17 protein-coding genes and 1 pseudogene are annotated in these 19,586 nt (G+C 71.9%); 13 read left to right on the forward strand and 5 right to left on the reverse strand.

Going from position 1 to position 19,586, the window contains the following annotated elements:
* Nucleotides 1-50: 50 nt before the first annotated feature.
* The 13 genes and pseudogenes from QE381_RS13365 to QE381_RS13425 all read left to right on the forward strand — a co-directional run bounded on the left by QE381_RS13365 (nucleotide 51) and on the right by QE381_RS13425 (nucleotide 14,519).
* Nucleotides 51-1,691 carry an ABC transporter substrate-binding protein gene (locus QE381_RS13365; RefSeq protein WP_307218911.1) on the forward strand — a complete coding sequence of 547 codons (1,641 nt, stop codon included), beginning with the start codon at nucleotides 51-53 and terminating at the stop codon, nucleotides 1,689-1,691.
* A gap of 305 nt (nucleotides 1,692-1,996) precedes the next feature.
* Complete coding sequence (locus tag QE381_RS13370; protein ID WP_307218913.1) at nucleotides 1,997-3,703, forward strand: ABC transporter substrate-binding protein; 1,707 nt, start codon at nucleotides 1,997-1,999, stop codon at nucleotides 3,701-3,703.
* Nucleotides 3,700-3,966 (forward strand): annotated as a pseudogene (locus QE381_RS13375) (ABC transporter permease); the annotation flags it as partial. The gene QE381_RS13370 and the pseudogene QE381_RS13375, both read left to right, overlap by 4 nt.
* Before the next feature lie 190 nt (nucleotides 3,967-4,156).
* Entirely contained in the window at nucleotides 4,157-4,732 is a 576-nt protein-coding gene (locus tag QE381_RS13380) for an ABC transporter permease (RefSeq protein ID WP_307218915.1), read from the forward strand.
* Nucleotides 4,729-5,604, forward strand: coding sequence for an ABC transporter permease (locus QE381_RS13385; RefSeq protein ID WP_307218917.1), 876 nt, complete (start codon nucleotides 4,729-4,731; stop codon nucleotides 5,602-5,604). The genes QE381_RS13380 and QE381_RS13385 overlap by 4 nt, the downstream gene beginning before the upstream one ends.
* Before the next feature lies 1 nt (nucleotide 5,605).
* The gene (locus QE381_RS13390; protein ID WP_307218919.1) at nucleotides 5,606-7,255 is read left to right on the forward strand and encodes an ABC transporter ATP-binding protein; all 1,650 of its coding nucleotides are present in this window, start codon (nucleotides 5,606-5,608) and stop codon (nucleotides 7,253-7,255) included.
* Between the two features lie 32 nt (nucleotides 7,256-7,287).
* Nucleotides 7,288-8,436: an LLM class flavin-dependent oxidoreductase gene (locus QE381_RS13395; protein WP_307218921.1), complete on the forward strand. Its 1,149-nt coding sequence runs from the start codon at nucleotides 7,288-7,290 to the stop codon at nucleotides 8,434-8,436.
* A 35-nt stretch (nucleotides 8,437-8,471) separates the two neighbouring features.
* Nucleotides 8,472-9,581: an LLM class flavin-dependent oxidoreductase gene (locus QE381_RS13400; RefSeq protein ID WP_307218924.1), complete on the forward strand. Its 1,110-nt coding sequence runs from the start codon at nucleotides 8,472-8,474 to the stop codon at nucleotides 9,579-9,581.
* Nucleotides 9,578-10,612 carry an LLM class flavin-dependent oxidoreductase gene (locus QE381_RS13405; RefSeq protein WP_307218926.1) on the forward strand — a complete coding sequence of 345 codons (1,035 nt, stop codon included), beginning with the start codon at nucleotides 9,578-9,580 and terminating at the stop codon, nucleotides 10,610-10,612. The genes QE381_RS13400 and QE381_RS13405 overlap by 4 nt, the downstream gene beginning before the upstream one ends.
* 21 nt (nucleotides 10,613-10,633) lie before the next feature.
* Nucleotides 10,634-11,446: a DUF1684 domain-containing protein gene (locus QE381_RS13410; RefSeq protein WP_307218928.1), complete on the forward strand. Its 813-nt coding sequence runs from the start codon at nucleotides 10,634-10,636 to the stop codon at nucleotides 11,444-11,446.
* Nucleotides 11,443-12,786, forward strand: coding sequence for an FAD-binding oxidoreductase (locus QE381_RS13415; protein WP_307218929.1), 1,344 nt, complete (start codon nucleotides 11,443-11,445; stop codon nucleotides 12,784-12,786). Before QE381_RS13410 ends, QE381_RS13415 begins: the two co-directional genes overlap by 4 nt.
* Nucleotides 12,787-12,836: 50 nt before the next feature.
* Nucleotides 12,837-13,343, forward strand: a complete 507-nt coding sequence (locus QE381_RS13420; RefSeq protein WP_307218930.1) for an N-acetyltransferase — start codon at nucleotides 12,837-12,839, stop codon at nucleotides 13,341-13,343.
* Nucleotides 13,344-13,355: 12 nt separating this feature from the next.
* Nucleotides 13,356-14,519 carry a MalY/PatB family protein gene (locus tag QE381_RS13425; protein WP_307218932.1) on the forward strand — a complete coding sequence of 388 codons (1,164 nt, stop codon included), beginning with the start codon at nucleotides 13,356-13,358 and terminating at the stop codon, nucleotides 14,517-14,519.
* A gap of 241 nt (nucleotides 14,520-14,760) precedes the next feature.
* Here the strand turns inward: QE381_RS13425 and QE381_RS13430 are convergent, their stop codons facing one another.
* From QE381_RS13430 to QE381_RS13450, 5 genes are all read right to left on the reverse strand, one after another.
* Complete coding sequence (locus tag QE381_RS13430; RefSeq protein ID WP_307220525.1) at nucleotides 14,761-15,609, reverse strand: LLM class flavin-dependent oxidoreductase; 849 nt, start codon at nucleotides 15,607-15,609, stop codon at nucleotides 14,761-14,763.
* Nucleotides 15,494-16,021 carry an LLM class flavin-dependent oxidoreductase gene (locus tag QE381_RS13435; protein ID WP_307218934.1) on the reverse strand — a complete coding sequence of 176 codons (528 nt, stop codon included), beginning with the start codon at nucleotides 16,019-16,021 and terminating at the stop codon, nucleotides 15,494-15,496. The genes QE381_RS13430 and QE381_RS13435 overlap by 116 nt, the downstream gene beginning before the upstream one ends.
* Nucleotides 16,015-16,788, reverse strand: coding sequence for a hypothetical protein (locus QE381_RS13440; protein ID WP_307218936.1), 774 nt, complete (start codon nucleotides 16,786-16,788; stop codon nucleotides 16,015-16,017). The genes QE381_RS13435 and QE381_RS13440 overlap by 7 nt, the downstream gene beginning before the upstream one ends.
* On the reverse strand, nucleotides 16,785-18,113 hold the full coding sequence (locus QE381_RS13445) for an O-acetylhomoserine aminocarboxypropyltransferase/cysteine synthase family protein (protein WP_307218938.1): 1,329 nt from the start codon (nucleotides 18,111-18,113) through the stop codon (nucleotides 16,785-16,787). Before QE381_RS13445 ends, QE381_RS13440 begins: the two co-directional genes overlap by 4 nt.
* 157 nt (nucleotides 18,114-18,270) lie before the next feature.
* Complete coding sequence (locus QE381_RS13450) at nucleotides 18,271-19,224, reverse strand: RimK family alpha-L-glutamate ligase (protein ID WP_307218939.1); 954 nt, start codon at nucleotides 19,222-19,224, stop codon at nucleotides 18,271-18,273.
* Nucleotides 19,225-19,586 lie beyond the last annotated feature (362 nt).

The raw sequence follows: 19,586 nt of genomic DNA on the forward strand, positions 1-19,586 counted from the left end.
ACGGTGTGCCGCCCCCGGTCTCGTCCTCGACCCGTGAAGGAACACCCGACATGAACACCCGACGACCGCGACGGCTCATCGCCCTGGTCGCCCCTCTCATCGCGACGCTGCTGCTCGCCGGCTGCACGGCAGGGACCGCGCCCGGGCAGCAGGGCTCCGAGACCCCGCACAGCGGGGGTCAGCTCGTCCACGCCGTCCCGGCGCTCGCCGACGGCTGGCAGCAGCAGCAGAGCAACAACTGGTACAAGAGCCAGGTCTGGACCCAGCTCGTGGAGACGCTCGTCTACGTCGACGACACCGGGACGGTCCACCCCTGGCTCGCCGACTCCTGGACCTCGAGCGCGGACGGGCTGACGTACACGCTCGAGATCCACCCCGGCGTCAGCTTCTCCGACGGGACCGCGCTCACCGCATCCACGGTCGCGCACAACCTGAACGTGCTGGGCCTCGGCGAGCCCGACAAGGGACTCACCCGTGCGCCGCTGATCCCGGTCGAGTTCCAGCGGGCCGAGGCCACGGGCGAGCTCACCGTGCAGGTGACGCTCACGAGCCCCAACGAGGGCTTCATCCCGAGCCTCGGCTTCTTCGCGGCGGGCATGCTCTCGGACGCGACGCTCGACCTGCCCGTCGAGCAGCAGGCGAAGCTGGAGAACGTCGTGGGCACGGGCCCGTTCGTGCTCGAATCGCAGACCCCCGGCCAGCGGATCGTGCTGAAACGACGCGACGACTACGGCTGGGCGAGCCCGGCGTTCTCGCATTCCGGTCCGGCCTATCTGGAGCGGATCGTCTTCGTCGCGGTGGCGGAGGACGCGTCACGCCTCGGCGCGCTGGAGTCCGGACAGGCGGACTCCATCCACTACGTCCAGCCGACCGAGGAGGAGCGGCTGGAGACGGCCGGATGGGACGTGATCCGGGCGCGCTACTTCGGCACGCCCATCAACTTCGTGCTCCGCCCGCAGGCGCAGATCGTCGACGACGTCCGCGTCCGCCGGGCGATCCAGTCCGGGATCGATCGGCAGGAGCTCGTCGACACGATCTACAACGGGAGCTGGCACCCGGCGACGTCCGCGATCCAGCAGGCGTCGCCGGGGTGGGTGGATCTGAGCGGCGAGCTGGCGTACGACCCGGATGCCGCGAAGCGGCTTCTCGACGAGGCCGGATGGGTCGTCTCCGGCGGGGACGGCATCCGGACGAGAGACGGCGAACGGCTGAGCCTGACCGCCTACACCTCGCCGAACCTCAACACGAGCTCGCGGCTGCTCGAGCTCGTGTCCCAGCAGCTGGCGGCCATCGGCATCGAGCTGTCGATCCGTCAGACGGATGCGACGAGCTACGGCGACGTGTTCAACGCCGCGACCACGCAGCTCATCCCCACCGCGAACACGTTCCTCGACGCGGCGACGCTCAAGCAGTACTGGGGGAGCACCGCGGCCGACCAGTTCCATCTCGCCGGCGAGGCGACCGAGGCGTCGACGCTGGACCCGCTGCTGCTCGCGCTGACGCGGACCGCCCCGGGGACGCCGGAGCGCGCCGCGGCCGCCGAGGCGGTGCAGCGCGCTGTCGTCTCCGCCGCCTACACCGTGCCGCTGGTGGACAACTACCAGGTCTACGTCGCGAGCGCGAAGGTCCACGGCATCGTGACGAACGCGGTCGGACGGCCGTACTTCTACGACGTGTGGAAGAGCAGCTGAGCCCCCGCACGGGAGGCCTTCGCGTCCGCCCACACGGCGGGCCCCTGCAACACAACGTCATTCTCGCCGGCGCGGCGGAGGGCGGTCGAGGCGAGAGATCGGCCGCCCTCCGCCGCGTCGTACCGCGTGATTCCGGGGTTCTCGAGGTCGTCGGAGCTCGGCGGAGAACCATCGTCGGCCGTGATGGTTTCCCATCCGCCCTCGTGGTTGGACGCGCCGCGGCGTCGCCGCGGACACTTCCCTCAGCGCTCGGGACGCCCGAGAGCGCGCACTCCACCCGATCGAATCGAAGGAACACACAGCACATGAACATCACCAGACGCGGCCGATGGCGAGGCGCCCTCGCCGCCGCCGTCGCGGTCTCCGTGGCGCTGGTCGCCGGCTGCGCGGGAACCGGACCCGGTGCCGGCGCGAGCAGCGAGCCGACCCAGGGCGGCGACGTCGTCTTCCTCACCAACTCCCTGAGCACGACGTGGGTCCCGAACCTCAGCTCGATCTCCAGCTATGAGGGGAACATCTGGGGTCAGATCACCGACAAGCTCGTGTACGTCGACGACAAGGGCGCCGCCAGCCCGTGGCTGGCCACCAGCTGGGACCAGAACGCGGACGCCACCGAGTTCACGCTCCACCTCAAGGAGGGCGTGACCTTCTCCGACGGCACGCCCTTCGACGCGGCGGCCGTGGTGCAGAACCTCGACTACTGGGCCTTCGGCCAGTCCGACAAGGGCATCACCCCGATCGGCCTCTTCCCGAAGACGTACAAGGGCTCGACCGCCGTCGACGCCCAGACCGTCAAGGTCGACTTCAGCGCGCCGACGCTCGGCTTCATCCCCACCCTCGGCTACCACGGGTCGATCCTCATCTCGCCCAAGACCCTGGCGCTGTCCAAGGAGCAGCAGGCCGACCTCAGCAACTTCTCCGGAACCGGACCGTTCACGGTGGCCTCCTGGACGCAGGGCGACAACGTCAAGCTCGTCAAGCGCGCCGACTACGACTGGGCGCCCGCCGCCCTCGGCCACACCGGACCCGCCTACCTCGACTCCCTCACCTACAAGCAGGTCAGCGAGTCCTCGACCCGCATCGGAGCCCTCACCTCCGGGCAGGCGCAGGTCATCTACAACATCCAGCCGAGCGAGCTGAGCACGCTGTCGAGCCAGGGCTACGGCGTGTACACGCCCCGCTACCTCGGCTTCACCAACGGCTACCGGGTGAACACGCAGGCCGCCCCCTTCGACGACGTGCGAGTGCGTCAGTCGGTGCAGCACTCGATCGACCGCGATCAGATCCTGAAGACGGTCTACACCCCGGACTGGCACGCCGCGGAGGGGTTCATCCAGAGCAACGTGCCCGAGGCCACGGATCACTCGGCCGACTTCGCGTACGACGCCGACAAGGCCGCATCCCTCCTCGACGAGGCCGGCTGGGTGCGTGGCGCCGACGGCAAGCGCAGCAACGGACGGGAAGCCGCTCGCGGTCACGCTCTACGCCAACCCCTACCTGGCGACGTCCGCGGCGATCGACGAGCTCGTGTCGCAGCAGCTGACGGCGCTGGGATGGACGGTGGACGTCCAGACCTACGACGTGACGACCTTCGGGCAGAAGGTGCTGAACAACGCGAGCACGCCGCTGTACGAGGTCACCCGGTCGTTCATCGACGTCGGGACCGTCGCGAGCGTGCTCACGAACGCCAACAAGGGCGAGGACTGGTTCGGCCTCGGGGAGACCGACACCACGCTCAACGGCCTGCGCGACCGCATCGCCACGGCGACCGACACGACCTCGCGCGCCGCGGCCGTCGACGAGCTGCAGACCTACGTGCTCACGCAGGGGCTGTTCATCCCGATCACGCAGATCGTGCAGCGCATCTATGTCGCGAGCCCGAAGCTGCAGGGGATCAGCTTCAACGGCGTCGCGATCGCCGACTTCTACACGGCGTACCTGACGAAGTGACAGCAGATCGGCCGGCGGAACCCTCCGCCGGCCGGTCCCACCCCCTCCGGAGAGACCCATGAACACCGCCTATCTCGTCTACGCCGCCAAGCGGCTCGGCCAGGCGATCCTCGTGGTGCTGTCGGCGTACGTGCTCACCTTCGTGGTGATCAGCGTGCTGCCCGGCGACCCGCTCACGAGCACGCTGACCAACCCCGAGAACGGGTTCACCCCGGACCAGATCGCCAAGGTCGTGGACTACTACGGCCTCGACCGTCCGGTCATCGAGCAGCTCTGGGGCTCGCTCAGCCGCTTCGTGGTCGGCGACCTCGGCATCTCGCTGCGCACCAGCCTCCCCGTGAGCCAGCTCATCGGCGACGCGCTGCCGTCGACGATCGCGCTGGCGGCGACGGCGCTCGTGGTCGCCCTCCTGCTCGCCTTCGGCACCGCGTACGCCGTGCAGCTGCTTCCCCGCCGCTTCGGCCAGGGGCTGCTGCGCTCGCTGCCCTCGCTCTCGCTCTCCGTAGCCGAACTTCGTGATCGGCCTGCTGCTGCTGAACGTGTTCGCATTCCAGCTCGGGCTGTTCTCCGTGATCGACCCGAACAGCCCGACGGCGACGTTCTTCGCCGCGCTCGCGCTCGCCATCCCGGTCTCCGCGCAGATCTCGGAGGTGCTCATCACGGGTCTCGACCACGAGTTCCGGCAGGAGTACGCGGTCGTCGCCTACGCCCGCGGCCTCGGACGCACCCGCCTCTTCTTCGCCCATCTGCTCAAGCCCGCCTCCCTGCCGGTCGTCACGGTCATCGCGCTGACGGTGGGGGAGCTGCTCGGCGGCGCGCTGATCACGGAGGCTGTCTTCGGCCGCGTCGGCATCGGCAGCGTGGTGCAGAGCGCCGTCGCCTCGCAGGACCTGCCCGTGCTGCAGGCCGTCGTCGCGCTCGCCGCCGTCGTCTTCGTGGCGGTCAACCTCGTCGCCGATCTGGTCTACCCCGTGCTCGATCCGCGGGTGACGCTGCTGGCCCCCTCGGCGCGTCCCCTCCCCGTGACCCGTGACGACCCGTCGTCCAGCGCCCTCGAGCCCGCCCACGAAGAGAAGGTGAGCGTCTCATGACCGCCGTGGTCTCCTCCACCGTCGTCCCCGATCCCGACCCCCGCTCCGGACGCTCGCTCCGGCCCTCGCTCGCCCGGCTGGCGGGGCTGCCGCCCACCGTGATCCTCTCGTTCGCGGTGCTGCTGATCGTCGTCTCCTGGGCGGTGGCGCCGTCGTTGTTCACCTCCTACGACCCCGTGACCGGCGACACGTCCGAGAAGCTGCTGTCGCCGAGCGCCGCGCACTGGTTCGGCACCGACAACCTGGGCCGTGACCTGCTCGCACGCATCATCCACGGCACGGCGTCCTCGGTGGCCAGCGCCCTGGTCGCGGTGGCGATCGCCGTCATCGTCGGTGGCCTCATCGGCCTCGTCGCGGGGTACTTCGGCGGCTGGCTCGACGTGACGCTCGCTCGGGTCGTCGACGTCCTCCTGGCGATCCCGAGCTTCCTCCTGGCGGTCGTCGTGGTCAGCTCGCTCGGCTTCGACACGATCAATGCGGCGATCGCGACCGGCGTGTCCGCCGTGGCCGTGTTCGCCCGCGTCATGCGTGCCGAGGCGCTGAAGGTGCGCCAGGCCGTGTTCGTGGAGTCCTCCGTGCTGCAGGGCGGATCGCGCTGGCACGTGCTGCTGACGCACGTCCTGCCCAACGCCTCCCGATCGGTCGCCTCCCTCGCCGTCCTCCAGTTCGGGATGTCGATCCTCATCATCGCGGGCCTGGCCTTCCTCGGCTACGGCGATCCGCCACCGGCCTCCGACTGGGGCCTGCTGGTCTCGGCCGGCAAGGACTACATGGTCACGAGCCCCTGGCTCGTCTACGCGCCGGCCGTGATGATCGTCGCGACCGTCCTGAGCGTGAACCGCATCAGCCGTTGGATCCGGAAGGTGGGATGAGATGACCGTCCACGAGAGCGCACCGCTGCTGCGGGTACGTGACCTGTCCGTGTCCTACGGCCGCACGCAGGTCGTCTCCGGCGTCGGCTTCGACCTGGCCCGCGGGCAGAGCCTGGCGCTCATCGGCGAGTCCGGGTCGGGCAAGTCGACGATCGCGCGGGCGGTGCTGCGGCTCCTCCCGCGCGACACCGGCAAGGCCACGGGGACCGTGGAGTTCGAGGGGCAGGACACGCTCGCGCTGTCCCTCGGCGCCTTCCGGTCGCTGCGCGGACGCCGACTCGGCTTCGTGCCGCAGGACCCCGCCTCCTCGCTCAACGCCGTCCGCACGATCGGCGCGCAGGCCCACGAGGCGGCGGCGCTGATGGGGGAGAAGGATGCCGGGCGCCGCCGTGCCCGCATCCTGGAGGCGTTCGAACGGGTCGGCCTGCCCGATCCGGTGCGCGTCTACCGCTCCTACCCGCATCAGCTGTCGGGCGGGATGCTCCAGCGCGTTCTGATCGGGCTGGCGGTGCTGCCCGAGCCGTCGCTGCTGGTCGCCGACGAGCCGACGAGCGCACTCGACGTCACGATCCAGAAGCGCATCCTCGACCTGCTGACCGAGCTGCGCACGTCTCTCGGGATCGGCCTGCTCCTGATCACGCACGACCTGGCTCTCGCCGCCGAGCGTGCGGACTCGCTGCTCGTGCTGCGCGACGGCGTCGTGCAGGAGGCCGGTCCCACGGCCGAGGTGTTCCGTTCACCCCGGTCCGAGTACGCCGCGGCGCTGCGCGACGACGTGCCGGCGCTCAACCCCGACCGCTATCGTGCGGCGCTCCGTGCCCGCACGATCGACCCGGCCCGTCCGCAGGTCTCGGTCGCCGGGGCCGTCAAGGAGTTCACGGTGGACGGCTCGGTCCTGCGCGCCGTGGACGACGTGTCGTTCCGGGTGCCCGCCGGCAGCACGCACGCCCTGGTGGGGGAGTCCGGTTCGGGCAAGACGACAGCGGTGCGCCTGCTGCTCGGGCTCGAGCAGCCCGACGCCGGCGAGATCACGGTCGGGGGCGAAGACATCCACGGACGCAGCCGCGGGGACCTGCGCGCCGCACGGCGCCACCTGCAGCTCGTCTACCAGAACCCCTTCACCTCCCTCGATCCGACCTGGCGGGTGGAGCGGCTGGTGCGCGAGCCCCTCGACCGCTACCGCGTCGGCGACCGCCATTCCCGGCGGGAGACCGTACGCGAGACGCTCGCCGCCGTGGGGCTGAAGGACACGTTGTGGGATCGGCACCCGGCCGCCCTGTCCGGTGGGCAGCGTCAGCGCGTGGCGATCGCCCGCGCGATCGCGCTGCGGCCGGACGTCGTCGTGCTCGACGAGCCCACGAGCGCGCTCGACGTGAGCGTGCAGGCGGAGATCCTCGACGTCCTCGTGCGGCTGCAGGTGGAGCGCGGGCTCACGTACCTGTTCGTCTCGCACGACCTGGCCCTCGTACGGCAGGTCGCGGACACCGTGACCGTGCTCCAGCGCGGGCGGGTCGTCGAGGACGGCACCGCCGAACAGGTGCTGGACGCCCCGCGGCACCCGTACACCCGCGCGCTCGTCGACGCGATCCCCGATCCGCGCCTGGACGGCACATCCGTCTCGGCGAAGAGCCTCGCCCTTCAGAGCTCCTGACCGGCTTCCCCACCCCCTGAGAGGACAGTGCCATGACCGTCGAGTTCATCAGCGCCATCAACACCCGTCACGCCGACGAGCTGAACCCCCGCCCGGGCGGACGCGCCGTCGACGCGGCCTACCTCGGCCGCTACGCCCGCACACTCGAGGACGCCGGCTTCGACTACACGCTCGTGCCCTACGGCAGCCAGGGCCCCGACTCGTTCGTGATCGCCACGGCCGTTGCCGCCGCCACCGAGCGGATCAAGCCCATCGTGGCGGTCCGGCCCAACACGGTCTTCCCGCTCGTGGCCGCCCAGCAGCTCTCCACGCTCGACCAGTTCTCCGAGGGCCGCGCCGTGGTCCACATCATCTCGGGCGGCAGCGATACGGAGCAGGCGCGGCAGGGCGACTACCTCGGCAAGGACGAGCGGTACGACCGTTCCGAGGAGTGGATCCGCATCGTGCAGCGCGCGTGGACCGAGAAGGCGCCCTTCTCCCACGAGGGCCGCCACTACCGCTTCGACGACTTCGGCCCGGCCCTGCCGAGCTACAGCGGCGCGCCGATCCCGGTGTCCGTGGGCGGGTCGTCGGATGCCGCCTACCGCGTCGGCGGCGCGCTCGGCGACATCTTCGGCCTGTGGGGCGAGCCTCTGGCCGACACCCGGCAGCAGATCGCCCGCGTCGCGGAGCAGGCACGGCTGGCCGGTCGCGCCGACACGCCCCGCATCTGGGTGACCTTCCGTCCGATCGTCGCCGAGACCGACGAGCTGGCATGGGAGAAGGCCCACCGCATCATCGGGACGATCGCGGAGACCTACGCCAACGGGTCGTTCCACAAGCACTACGACAAGGGCGCCGCGCCGCAGAACGTCGGCTCGCAGCGACTGCTGGATGCCGCCTCCCGCGGCGAGGTGCACGACCGTGCGCTGTGGACCCGGCCCGCCGCCGTCACCCAGGCCTCCGGTGCGTCGACGGCGCTCGTGGGCAGCTACGAGACGGTCGCCGCGGCGATCCTCGACTACGTCGACCTGGGTGCCACGCTCGTCTCCATCCGCGGCTACGACAACCTCAACGACGCGATCGACTACGGCCGGTACGTGCTTCCCCTCGTGCGGCAGGAGCTCGCCCATCGCGAGGCCACCGGCCAGCGGGGTGCGGTCGTCGCCCAGCCCGAGTTCACCGAGGGCGTGCGCGCCTGAGGCGCGAGCGTCCGCATCCCGAGAAAGGCCTTCCCATGCCCGTCGAGTTCGTCAACGCGATCGGTCTGCGACCGCCCGGTGCTCCCGCCGCCGGCTTCACCGGACCCATCGACCCCGTCTGGCTGCGCCGCTACGCGCGCACGATCGACGAGTTCGGCTTCGACTACACGCTGATCCCCTACGCCTCGGCGAGCTTCGATCAGTACGTCGTCGCGGCGACCGTGCTGGAGGCCACCGAGCGGCTGAAGACCGTCGTCGCGGTGCGCCCCAACACGGCCTTCCCGACGGTGGCCGCGCAGGCGCTCGCCACCCTGGACCAGATCTCCGGGGGACGCGCGATCGTGCACATCATCTCGGGCGGCAGCGACGAGGAGCAGCGGAGCCAGGGCGACTACCTCGACAAGCCAGCCCGCTATCGGCGCTCGGCGGAGTTCGTCGAGGTGCTGCGCGAGGTCTGGACCGCGAAGGCGCCGTTCTCCCACGACGGCGAGTTCTACCGGTTCGAGGACTTCGGCCCCGGCTACGCGACGTCCTCCGGCGGGCCGCTCGCGGTGTCGCTGGGCGGGTCGAGCGAGTACGCGTACGCGGCGGGCGCGCAGGCGGACATCTTCGCCCTGTGGGGCGAGCCGCTGGCCGAGACCGCGGAGCAGATCGCCCGCGTCTACGACCACGCCCGGGCTGCGGGGCGGACCGACCGCATCCGGTTCTGGGTCACGTTCCGGCCCGTCGTCGCCGCGACCGACGAGCTGGCAAGGCGCAAGGCGCACGAGCTCGTGGAGCGCACGCGCCCCTTCTACGACCAGGTCTCCCGGATCTCCGCGACGAACGTCGGAACCGTGCGCCTGCGGGAGATCTCCGAGCAGGCGGAGGAGCACGACGGCGGCGTGCTGTGGACCCCGCGCGGCATCGCGGGCTCCGGCGGCGCGTCCTCGCTGCTGGTCGGCTCGCCGGAGACGATCGCCGCGGCGCTCGTGAAATACGTCGAGCTCGGAGCCGACGTCATCTCGCTGCCGACCCTCGGCGACCTGGGCGACGCGATCGAGGTGGGACGCGAGATCATCCCGCTCGTCCGCGAGGAGGTCGCCCGCCGGGGCATCGATCCCGAGCTGACGTTCCGGGCCGAGCCCCTCGCTCGTCGCGCATGAGCGCGCCGCTCACCGTCGGATTCCACACCCGCGTGCCGTTCGCATCCGGGCAGGCCGGCGAGGCGCTGCGTGACGGCATCCGGCTGTTCCAGCACGGCGAGCAGCTCGGCTTCGACCGCGGCTGGGTGTACCAGCGGCACTTCGACAACTACCTCGCGTCCCCGCTCGTGTTCCTGCCGGTGGTCGCGCAGCACACCGAGCGGATCGGGCTCGGCACCGCGATCATCGGCATCCGGTACGAGGATCCGGTGCTGCTGGCGGAGGCGGCGAGCACGGCCGACCACCTGACCGGCGGGCGGCTGCAGCTGGGCCTCAGCACCGGGCAGGGAGGCTTCGACGCCGCGTTCGGGCAGGAGGCGAACGACGGGCGCGAGCAGTCGCAGCGCCGGCTCGCGACGTTCCTGCGCGGCATCCGCGGAGAGGCGGTCGGCGAGGGCGTCTCCTTCGACGGCACGCCGCTCGACGAGCCGTTGACGGTCCGCGGCGCCAGCCCCGCGTTGCTGGAACGCGTCTGGTACGGCGGCGGGTCCATCGCCTCCGCCGAGCGCATCGGCTCGCAGGGGCTGCGGCTCATGCTCTCCACGATCCTCACCGGCGACATCCACGACTACAACGCCGAGCAGCTCGCCGCGATCCGCGCCTACCGGGCGGCGCACGTCGGTCCGCGGCCGCCCCGGGTCGTCGTGAGCCGCTCGATCCTGCCCGCCACGACGCCCGAGCTCGCCCGGCTCTATGCGGCGTACGACCAGGAGCGGCGGACGCAGGGACCCGCCGCCTCGCGACCGCAGGGCGCGGTCGCCCCGGGCGCCGTCGCGGCCCGGCGCGGCGAGAACCCGCGCCCCATGACGATGAGCCCGGCGATCCACGGCGAGCCGGCGCGGATCGTCGACACGCTGCTGGCCGACGTCGCGCTCGCCGAGGCGGACGAGCTGATCGCCTTCCTGCCTCCCGCGTTCGGACCCGACGAGAACGCACGGCTGCTGGAGGACATCGCGACCCACGTGATCCCGGCGCTGGTCGCCGCCCGCTGACATCGAGAGAAGAGGACACCCATGAGCACGCCCGTGATCGACGACACCGCATTCCTCGCCGACTGGCGCCGGTGGCGAGAGGAGCGCGACCGCGCCGTCGCCGCCCCCGACGGCATCCTGCCGGTCGTGAGCATCGACTATCTGACGGCCGAGCCCGTCGTCATCGACCGCCTGCCCGGACGTTGGTCGTCGCAGCCCGAGGGAGTGGTCGTCGACCTCGCCGAGGGGGAGCGTCTGGACGTCGCCGAGGCCGACGGCTCCGGCCGGGTCGTCCTCGACCGTCCCGCACCGGGCGGCTCCCGGCGGATCGCGCAGGAGGGCCTCACGATCGAGCTCGTCCGCGGCGGCGACTGGGACATCGTCCGGGTGCGGGATGCGGCGGCGCCCGCCGTCGCCGCGTTCCGCGGCACGCCCGCCTACGAGCCGGATCCGGCGTGGCGGGTCGTGGGTCGCTGGGTGCCGGGGGAGAGCGCCCTGACGGTCGACACGGTCTCGGACCGGGTGTCGAGGGAGTCGGTCTCGCCGGGGGCGGTCGAGTTCACGCTTCGCGGACGCACCTTCCGTCTCGTGGCGCTGCCTGCACACGGGGTCCCCGGACACGTCGTCCTGCTCTTCCGCGACGCCACGTCGGGGATCACCACCTACGCCGCCCAGCGCGAGCTGCTGGTCCAGCTGCCCGCCTCGGGCGACGAGGTGGTCGTCGACTTCACCCGTGCCTACAACAAGCCGTGCGCCTACTCCGACTTCGCGCTGTGCCCGCTGCCGCCGGCGGGCAACGTGCTCGACATCGCGGTGGAGGCGGGCGAGCGCACGCCGTACGAGCGCAGCCGATGAGCGCGCCGCAGGGATCGCAGGGAACCGTGAGCATCGACATCCCGGACACGCCGCACGCGATCGACCGCTCCGGGCTGCGTCCGGTCGGCGTGCCCCGTGAGGTGGTCGTGGCCCGCAGCGTCGCCGAGGTGCAGGAGACCGTCCGCCGCGCGGCCGAGACGGGGACGCCCGTCGTCACCCGCGGCGCCGGCTCGGGCCTGGCCGGCGGCGCGGTGGCGGGCGAGGGCGTCATCGTGCTCGACCTGTCCGGGCTCGACCGCATTCTCGTGATCGACCCGGTCGACGGCACCGCCCACGTCGAGGCCGGCGTCATCACGGCCGACCTCGACCGTGCCGCCGCCGCGCACGGGCTGTTCTACGCCCCCGATCCGGGCAGCGTCGGCATCTCCACGATCGGCGGCAACATCGCCACCAACGCCGGGGGACTGCGCGGGGCGAAGTACGGCGTGACCCGCGACGCGGTGCTCTCGCTCGACGTCGTGCTCGCGGACGGCTCCCTCGTGCGGCTCGGACGGCCGACGATCAAGGGCGTGACCGGGTACGACCTCGCGGGCCTGGTCGTGGGGTCCGAGGGGACGCTGGGCATCGTCGTCGCGGCGACCGTCCGGCTGCTGCCCGTGCCGGCGCAGGTGGCGACCGCATCCGCCTCCTTCGGAACCCTGGAGGATGCGGCCACGGCCGTCGCCGCGATCGCGGTGAGCGGTGCACGCCCGGCCGTGCTGGAGATCCTCGACGGGGCGACGCTCGAGGCGATCGACGCGGCCACCGGCAGCGCGCTGCGGTCGCTCGGCGAAGCCCTCCTGATCGCCCAGACCGACGGGTTCGGGGCGGAGCAGGAGATCGCCGTCGTCGCCGGGGCGCTCGCCGCGACGGCGACGACCGTGGAGTGGACCACAGACGCCGCGGAGGCGGAACGCCTGCTGAGCGCACGCCGCGAGGCGCTGCCCGCGATCGAGCGCATCGGGCGTCCGCTCATCGAGGACATCGCCGTGCCGCGCAGCCGGCTGGCCGAGGCCATCCGCCGCATCCGCCGCATCGCGGACGAGCACGGCGTGCCGATCTTCGTATTCGGTCACGCCGGCGACGGCAACCTGCACCCCATCATCGTGGCCGAGACCGACGCGGACGGAGAGATCCCCGAGATCGCGCACCGTGCGGCGGACGACATCTTCGCGCTCGCGCTCGAGCTCGGCGGCACCGTCACCGCCGAGCACGGCGTCGGCAGGCTCAAGCAGAAGTGGGCGCGCCGCGAGCTCGGCGAGGTGTCCGTGGCACTGCACGAGAGGATCAAGGCCGTGCTCGATCCGCAGGGGATCCTGAACCCGGGGAGCGCCTTCTGACCGGCGGGCGGGCTCGCGTGCGCCCGGCCCGTGCCGACGACGCCGCGGCGATGGCCGCGGTGCATGTCAGGTCCTGGCAGGAGACATACCGCGGGCAGGTGCCCGACGAGACGTTGGATGCCGCCGATGCGGTGCCCGCACGAGAACGGTTCTGGCGGGGAGCGCTGACCGATCCGCGATGGGCGGCCAACCGGATCGCGGTGGGCAGAGTCGACGACGAGACGGTCGGCATCGCGATGGCGGCACCGGATGCGGACGTGCCCGGCAGATGGTGGCTGCACGTGCTCTACGTGCTCGCCGCGCATCACGGGACAGGGATCGCGCACGAGCTCCTCGCAGCGGTCCTGCCCGAGGGCCTCCCTGCGGTCCTGCGGGTGGCCGATCCCAACCCGCGCGCCCAGGCGTTCTACCGGCGGAGCGGATTCGTGCCGAACGGTGCGGTCCGCGAGACCGACGGGGTACGCGAGATCGAGATGGAGCGCCCCCCGATCGCCGGGCGTTCGACATCCGTGTCCCTCCGTGTCGGTGCGCAGGCGCACGCACGCGGCGTTCAATAGGCTCGGAATCCCATGACCGACAGTCCCCATCCCTTCGACCTCCGCACCCGTGCTCGGCTCGACCGGGCCAGCAGCCGCAAGTGGAGCCTGCACCCCGGCGCCATCGGTGCGTGGGTGGCGGAGATGGACTTCGGCACCGCGCCGCCGATCGCCGAGGCATTGCAGCGCGCCGTCGCCGACGAGGTGCTCGGCTACCTCTCCCCACCGCTCGCCGCAGAGCTCGGCGAGGCCACGGCGGAATGGATGGCGCGCGAGTACGGCTGGCGGATCGATCCGGAGCGCGTGCATCCCGTATCCGATGTCATGGCGGCGCTCGGCGTCGCGGTGACCGAGTACGCCCCGCCCGGCTCCGCCGTCATCGTGCCCACCCCCGCCTACATGCCGTTCCTCACGTATCTGCCGACCCTCGGGCATCCCGTGATCGAGGTTCCCGGGATCGAGGTCGACGGACGCTGGCACCACGACCTCGAGGCGATCGACCGAGCGTTCGCGGCGGGCGCGCGCACGCTCATCGTCTGCAACCCGCACAACCCGACCGGCACCGTGCTGCCCCGCGAGGAGCTGCTCGCGCTCGCCGAGATCGTCACGCGGCACGGCGGCCGGGTGTTCGCCGACGAGATCCACGCGCCGCTGCGCTACGACGGCCGTGTCCACATCCCCTACGCCTCCCTGAACGACGCGACGGCCGCCCACACGATCACCGGGACCAGCGCCTCGAAGGCCTGGAACATCGCCGGCCTCAAGACGGCGCAGCTGATCACCTCGAACGACGCCGACCAGGAGGTCTACCGCCGCTTCGGCTTCGCCGTGCAGCACGGTGCCGCGACCCTCGGGGTCGTCGCCTCCACCGCCGCGTACCGGGAGGGCAAGCCCTGGCTCGACGGGGTCGTCCGCTACCTGGATGCGGTGCGCCACGACCTCGCCGGCCTCGTCGCGGATCACCTCCCCGGGGCGGCGTACGCCGTTCCCGACGCGACCTACATCGGCTGGATCGATACCGCGGCGCTCGACATCCCCGGCTCGCCGGCCGCGTTCTTCCGCGAGCATGCGGGGGTGGTGCTCACCGACGGCGCGCTCCTCGGCCGCGGGTACGAGCGCTTCGTGCGGGTCGTGTTCGCGACACCGCGCCCGATCCTCGCCGAGGCCCTCGCCGCGATGGGCGCGGCGCTGCGGTAGTCGTCGGCTCGCCCTGTCCCACTTTGCACCGTCGCATGTCCCACTTTGCACCGCTTGCACGGCGTGCGAGCGGTCGAAACTGGGACATGCAAGGGCTGCATCCCCTTGTGTGTCCCACTTTCGACCGCTTGGTGGGGGTGGGAGCGGTCGGAACTGGGACATGCAAGAGCGGTCGGAACTGGGACATGCGGGATGGGACAGGCAAGGGAGGGGTCACTGCGATACGCAGAACCCGGCCTCCTCAGCCCCGCAGACGCCCGCGGAGCGTCGGCGCCTCGTACTCGTGACGGAACAGCCCGCGCGCCCGGAGCAGCGGCAGCACCTCGTCGACGAGGGTCGTCAGCCCGTCGGGGAGCACATCCGGCATGAGGTTGAAGCCGTCGGCGGCGCCGGCCAGGAACCACTCGGACAGGGTGTCGGCGACGCGCTCCGGTGTGCCGACGATGATCGGATGCCCGTACCCGCCGTAGGCGCGCAGCAGCTCCCGCACCGTCAGGCCCCGCTCCCGCGCGAACCGCACGGTGGTCGCGCGGAAGGACAGGCTTGCCGGGAAGTTCACCGGATCGGCCGGCACCTCGCCGATCTCGGCCGGCAGCGGCGCGTCGAGGTCGAGCGTTCCGACGTCGACCCCGAGGATGCCGCTGAGCCGGTCCTGCGTGTAGCCGACAGGGCCGCGGGCCTCCCAGGCGTCGAACGCGTCGATCGCCTCCCGCTCGGTCGCGGCGATGACCAGCGCGAACCCGGGGAGGATCGACACGTCGCTGGGACGGCGTCCCGCGCGCACCGCATGCTCCTTCACGACGCGGTAGTGCTCGAGCGCCGCGTCCAGGGTCATCTCGGCCGTGAACACCGCGTCGGCGCGTTCCCCGGCCAGCCGCCGTCCCTCCGCGGAGCCCCCGGCCTGCACGATCGCGGGCCGGCCCTGCGGCGACGTGCCCGCCTCGGTCCAGAGCCGCTCGACCGTGGCGACGACCTCATGCGCCCGGCGATACCGGGAGTCGCGGTCGAGGTCGTCGGTGATCCCGAAGTTCGCGCCCACCGCCGGGGACGCGGTCGTCACGACGTTCCAGCCCGCACGGCCCGCGCTCAGCCGGTCGAGCGTCAGCACGCGCGCCGCGAGCTCGGCCCGGGTCGTTGTAGGTCGAGGAGAGCGTGCCGACCAGCCCCAGTCTCTCCGTGCGGGCCGCGATCGCCGCGAGCAGCACCGTCGGCTCCAACGCCCCCGAAGGGCGGCCGCCGGGATCGGCGAGCCATGGCTGATCGGCCAGGAACAGGGCGTCCAGACCGCCGCGCTCGGCCTCCTGCGCGACCCGCACCCAGTGCTCGCGGTCGATGAACGCGGTCGGCTCCAGGCTCGGATGCTGCCACGCCGCCGGTCGCTGTCCGACACCCAGCACGTTCAGGCCGAGCACCATCTGTCGTCGGGCGCCCGATGGGCGCCGATCGACGAGGTCGCCGCGGACCGCGGTCGTGTTGGGCCCGGAGGCCGCCGCCGTCACCATCCCTCCACCGCCGGCACCGACGCGGGCGTGTCGAGCGACACCGGGGGAGCGCCCAGCCCGAGGCGGCGGCGGAGCCCGCCCGCCGAGCGGGCCGGCACCGCGGCGAGCACATCGAGATCGGGCGGGACATCCACCAGCACCCCCGCGGGTCGAACCGCCAGCGCGGCCGGCAGGCCCGCGGCATCCGATTCGAGGATCGTGACCGCCCCCTTTGGCGCCGGGACGCCGGGCGGGACGACGACGGCATCCGCGGCGCGGGCCCCGTCCGGCCGCGCCGGGTCGAACCGCTGCAGCACGACGGGCGGATCGTTCTGGTCGACGGGGATCTGCAGCGGGCCCGCCACCGCGTGCGCGCCGCCGCGGTCGACCCTGCGGATGCGGCTCGCGTCGACGAACCGACCCGTCTCACGGTCACCCAGGATGCTGTCGCGCGGCCACGACTGCCACAGCAGATGCAGCGAGACGACCGCATCCGTGTCTCCCGCGGGCAGCAGCACGCCGCACGCACGGTCCGAGAGCGCGTGCAGTGACGCGACTCGCCGGGCCAGGTTGTAGACGAAGTCGTGGCCGAACGACGCCTCGATCACGACGTCGAGGTCGGGATGCCGCGCGCCGAGGTATGCGGACGCGGTGCTCGGGTCGGTGTCGTCCGCGTGCGCCAGGACGACGGCATCCACCCGCCCGCTCCCGGCCAGCGCGCGGAGGCGTTCCCGGCCGCCGTCGGTGAGGACGTCGGCCGCGGGCACCCGGATCAGCAGAGCGGTCACGCCGAGTCCGTCGGCACGCGGTCGAGGGCCTGCCGCAGGTCGGCGATCAGGTCGTCGACGGTCTCCAGCCCGATCGACAGCCGCAGCAGCCCGGGGTGGATCCCGAGCCGCTCACGCAGCGCGGGGGTGAAGTGGAGGTGCGTCGTCGTGGCCGCGTGCAGCACCATCGAGCGCACGTCGCCGATGTTGGTCATGCGCGAGAACACCCGCAGGCCGTCGTGGACCGCCCGCGCGCCTTCGACGCCGCCACGGATCGTCACCGCGAACACCGACCCGGGACGTCCCCCGTACAGCCGCGTCGCCAGGTCGTGGTCCGGGTGGCCCGGCAGCCCGGAGTAGTCGACCGACTCGACCTCGGGCTGGGCGGCGAGCCATTCGGCGATGGTGCGCGCGCTGTCGAGGTGCCGTTCCATGCGCAGGGAGAGGGTCTCGATGCCCTGCTGCAGCAGGAACGAGTTCAGCGGCGAGAGGGCGGGTCCGGTGTTGTTGACCACGGCGAGCCGGGCCGCCTGCTCGAACGCTCGTTCGTTGCCGTACTGCTCGACGAACGACGGCTCGCCGCTCGCGGGACGTCCGGCGATGAGCCCGTAGCGGTGCGGGGAGCCCGCCCAGTCGAACGTGCCGCCGTCGACGATCGCGCCGGCGATGACGGCGCCGTGCCCCGCGAGGAACTTCGTCGCCGAGTGGACCACGACGTGGGCGCCCTGCTCGATCGGGCGCGACAGGTAGGGCGTCGCGACCGTGTTGTCGACGATCACGGGCACCCCGGCCTCGCGGGCGATCTCGGCCACGGCGGCGATATCGACCACGTCGTTGCGCGGGTTGGGGATCGTCTCGGTGAAGATCGCCTTGGTCTCCGGGCGGATCAGACGCCGCCACTCGGATGCGTCGCGCCAGTCCCACACGTAGCCGACCTCGATCCCGGACCGCGCCAGAACGCCGTCGAAGAGGATGCGGGTGCCGCTGTAGATGCTCGCGGTCGACAGGAAGTGGTCGCCCGCCTCCAGCACGGTCTGCAGCGCCGAGGTGATCGCGGCGGCGCCGGAGCCGACGACGACCGCGCCCGTCCCGCCCTCCAGCGAGGCGATGCGCCGCTCGGCGACGGCGCCGGTCGGATTGAGGCTGCGGGAGTAGACCAGGCCGTCGGCGTCGTGCGCGAACCGGGCGCGACCCTCCTCGAGGGATCCGAAGCGGAACCCGTTGCCCAGGTACACCGGGGTGATGCGGGCGTCGTGCCCGTTGGGCTCCTCGCCGGCGTGCACCTGGCGGGTGTCGAACCCGTAGCCGGACCAGTCGTACTCGGGTTCCGCGGCATCCCCGCTCATGCGACATCCCTTCGCCCACCGTGTCGCTGTGGTGCATGTCCTCTTTGTGCATGTCCCACTTGCGCATGTCCCCTCTGTGCGTGTCCCACTTTGCGACGCTCGTTCGGCGTGCGAGCGGCGCAAAGTGGGACATGCCCCGGTCGAAAGTGGGACATGCTCAGGCGACCAGGGTCTCTGCGCGAACCGCGGACAGCCGGGCGCCGAGGTAGCGGGCCACGGCCACGGCGGCGGACGGTCCGCCATCGCCCTCCACCGCGGGGTTGTAGTTCGTGTTGGTGTTGATGTCGTACGGCACGGTTCGCCCGTCGGCGGTCTCGATGAACTCGACTCCGGCGACATCCACCTCGTGCGCGCGCAGGAACCGGCCGAGGGCGGCGATCAGCGGATGGCTCGCCGTGATCTCCGGACGGCGGGCGAAGGCGGGCGGGGCGTCCGGGATCTCGCACGCCTCCGCGGGACACAGCTCGAAGCTGCCCGCTGTGGTGTCCACGCGCACGGCGTACACGAGCTCGCCGCCGACGAACTCCGCCCGCGTCACGAAGGGCGCCGCGGCGGAGAGGTACTCCTGCAACAGCAGGATGCCGTCGGCCGGCGCCTCGAACTCCGCCGAGGCCAGGTGCCGGTCGAACTCCTCGTAGGAGTCGAACCGTCGCACCCCCAGCCCCTTGCCGCCCTGGTTGTGCTTGGTGATGAACGGCAGCGGCAGCTCACGCGCGCGATCCGACGCCTCGTTCACGCCGAACACGGCGATCGTGCGGGGCACGTCGAAGCCGGCGCGGCGCAGCGCGACGTACTGGGCGGCCTTGCTGACCTCCAGCTCCACGACGGCGCTGCCGTTGACGACGGGCCGGCCCGCCGCCTCGGCCCATCGCAGCACCGCGCGCGCCTGCTCCTTGGCGCCGGGCACACCGCGGGTGTGCGACGACGCGCTCAGCCTCGACCAGAAGACGCCCTCCGGCGGCTCGGCGGCGAGATCCAGCGTCCCGTCGCCGAGGGGCCAGACCTGGAACGGCACACCTTCGGCGCCCAGTGCCGCGGTCAGCGGGGGGAGCCAGTCGGGGTTGTCGTGCAGGATGTGCACCGCAGGCGCGTCCGCCCGTTCGTCAGCCATGTGCACACGCTAGGACCGCGGCGGCCCGCCGTGCGCGCCGAGCGTCAAGACCCGTAATGTGCCGCGGCATGCGGTGTGGATGTCGCACAGTCGCGCGGACGTCGCACGATTCGGATGGGATGCCGAGACGTCCGTGCGATCTTGCGACGGCGCGGCGTCGGTTTGGTGCCGGCATGGTGAAGGGCCGGTCGGAGAGGCTTCCGGCCGGCCCTTGTCCCTTGCGCCAAGAGTGTCCTGCAATCACATGCCGGTAGCTGCCACAGCAAAACAGTTACCGTGCGAGCACTCTATAACGGTCAGGTAACGGCCCACAAGGCTTCACCGTTACCTTTTCGTGATTCTCATGCGATCCATAGCTCGCT

Origin of the sequence: Microbacterium sp. SORGH_AS_0888, from assembly GCF_030818905.1 — a bacterium.
GTDB lineage: Bacteria > Actinomycetota > Actinomycetes > Actinomycetales > Microbacteriaceae > Microbacterium.

Coding starts and splice junctions, on each gene's coding strand:
- QE381_RS13425 (WP_307218932.1), top strand. CDS start 13,356: ATGACCGACAGTCCCCATCCCTTCGACCTCCGCACCCGTGCTCGGCTC.
- QE381_RS13450 (WP_307218939.1), bottom strand. CDS start 19,224: ATGGCTGACGAACGGGCGGACGCGCCTGCGGTGCACATCCTGCACGAC.
- QE381_RS13390 (WP_307218919.1), top strand. CDS start 5,606: ATGACCGTCCACGAGAGCGCACCGCTGCTGCGGGTACGTGACCTGTCC.
- QE381_RS13365 (WP_307218911.1), top strand. CDS start 51: ATGAACACCCGACGACCGCGACGGCTCATCGCCCTGGTCGCCCCTCTC.
- QE381_RS13445 (WP_307218938.1), bottom strand. CDS start 18,113: ATGAGCGGGGATGCCGCGGAACCCGAGTACGACTGGTCCGGCTACGGG.
- QE381_RS13415 (WP_307218929.1), top strand. CDS start 11,443: ATGAGCGCGCCGCAGGGATCGCAGGGAACCGTGAGCATCGACATCCCG.
- QE381_RS13410 (WP_307218928.1), top strand. CDS start 10,634: ATGAGCACGCCCGTGATCGACGACACCGCATTCCTCGCCGACTGGCGC.
- QE381_RS13385 (WP_307218917.1), top strand. CDS start 4,729: ATGACCGCCGTGGTCTCCTCCACCGTCGTCCCCGATCCCGACCCCCGC.
- QE381_RS13400 (WP_307218924.1), top strand. CDS start 8,472: ATGCCCGTCGAGTTCGTCAACGCGATCGGTCTGCGACCGCCCGGTGCT.
- QE381_RS13420 (WP_307218930.1), top strand. CDS start 12,837: ATGGCCGCGGTGCATGTCAGGTCCTGGCAGGAGACATACCGCGGGCAG.
- QE381_RS13405 (WP_307218926.1), top strand. CDS start 9,578: ATGAGCGCGCCGCTCACCGTCGGATTCCACACCCGCGTGCCGTTCGCA.
- QE381_RS13395 (WP_307218921.1), top strand. CDS start 7,288: ATGACCGTCGAGTTCATCAGCGCCATCAACACCCGTCACGCCGACGAG.
- QE381_RS13435 (WP_307218934.1), bottom strand. CDS start 16,021: ATGGTGACGGCGGCGGCCTCCGGGCCCAACACGACCGCGGTCCGCGGC.
- QE381_RS13370 (WP_307218913.1), top strand. CDS start 1,997: ATGAACATCACCAGACGCGGCCGATGGCGAGGCGCCCTCGCCGCCGCC.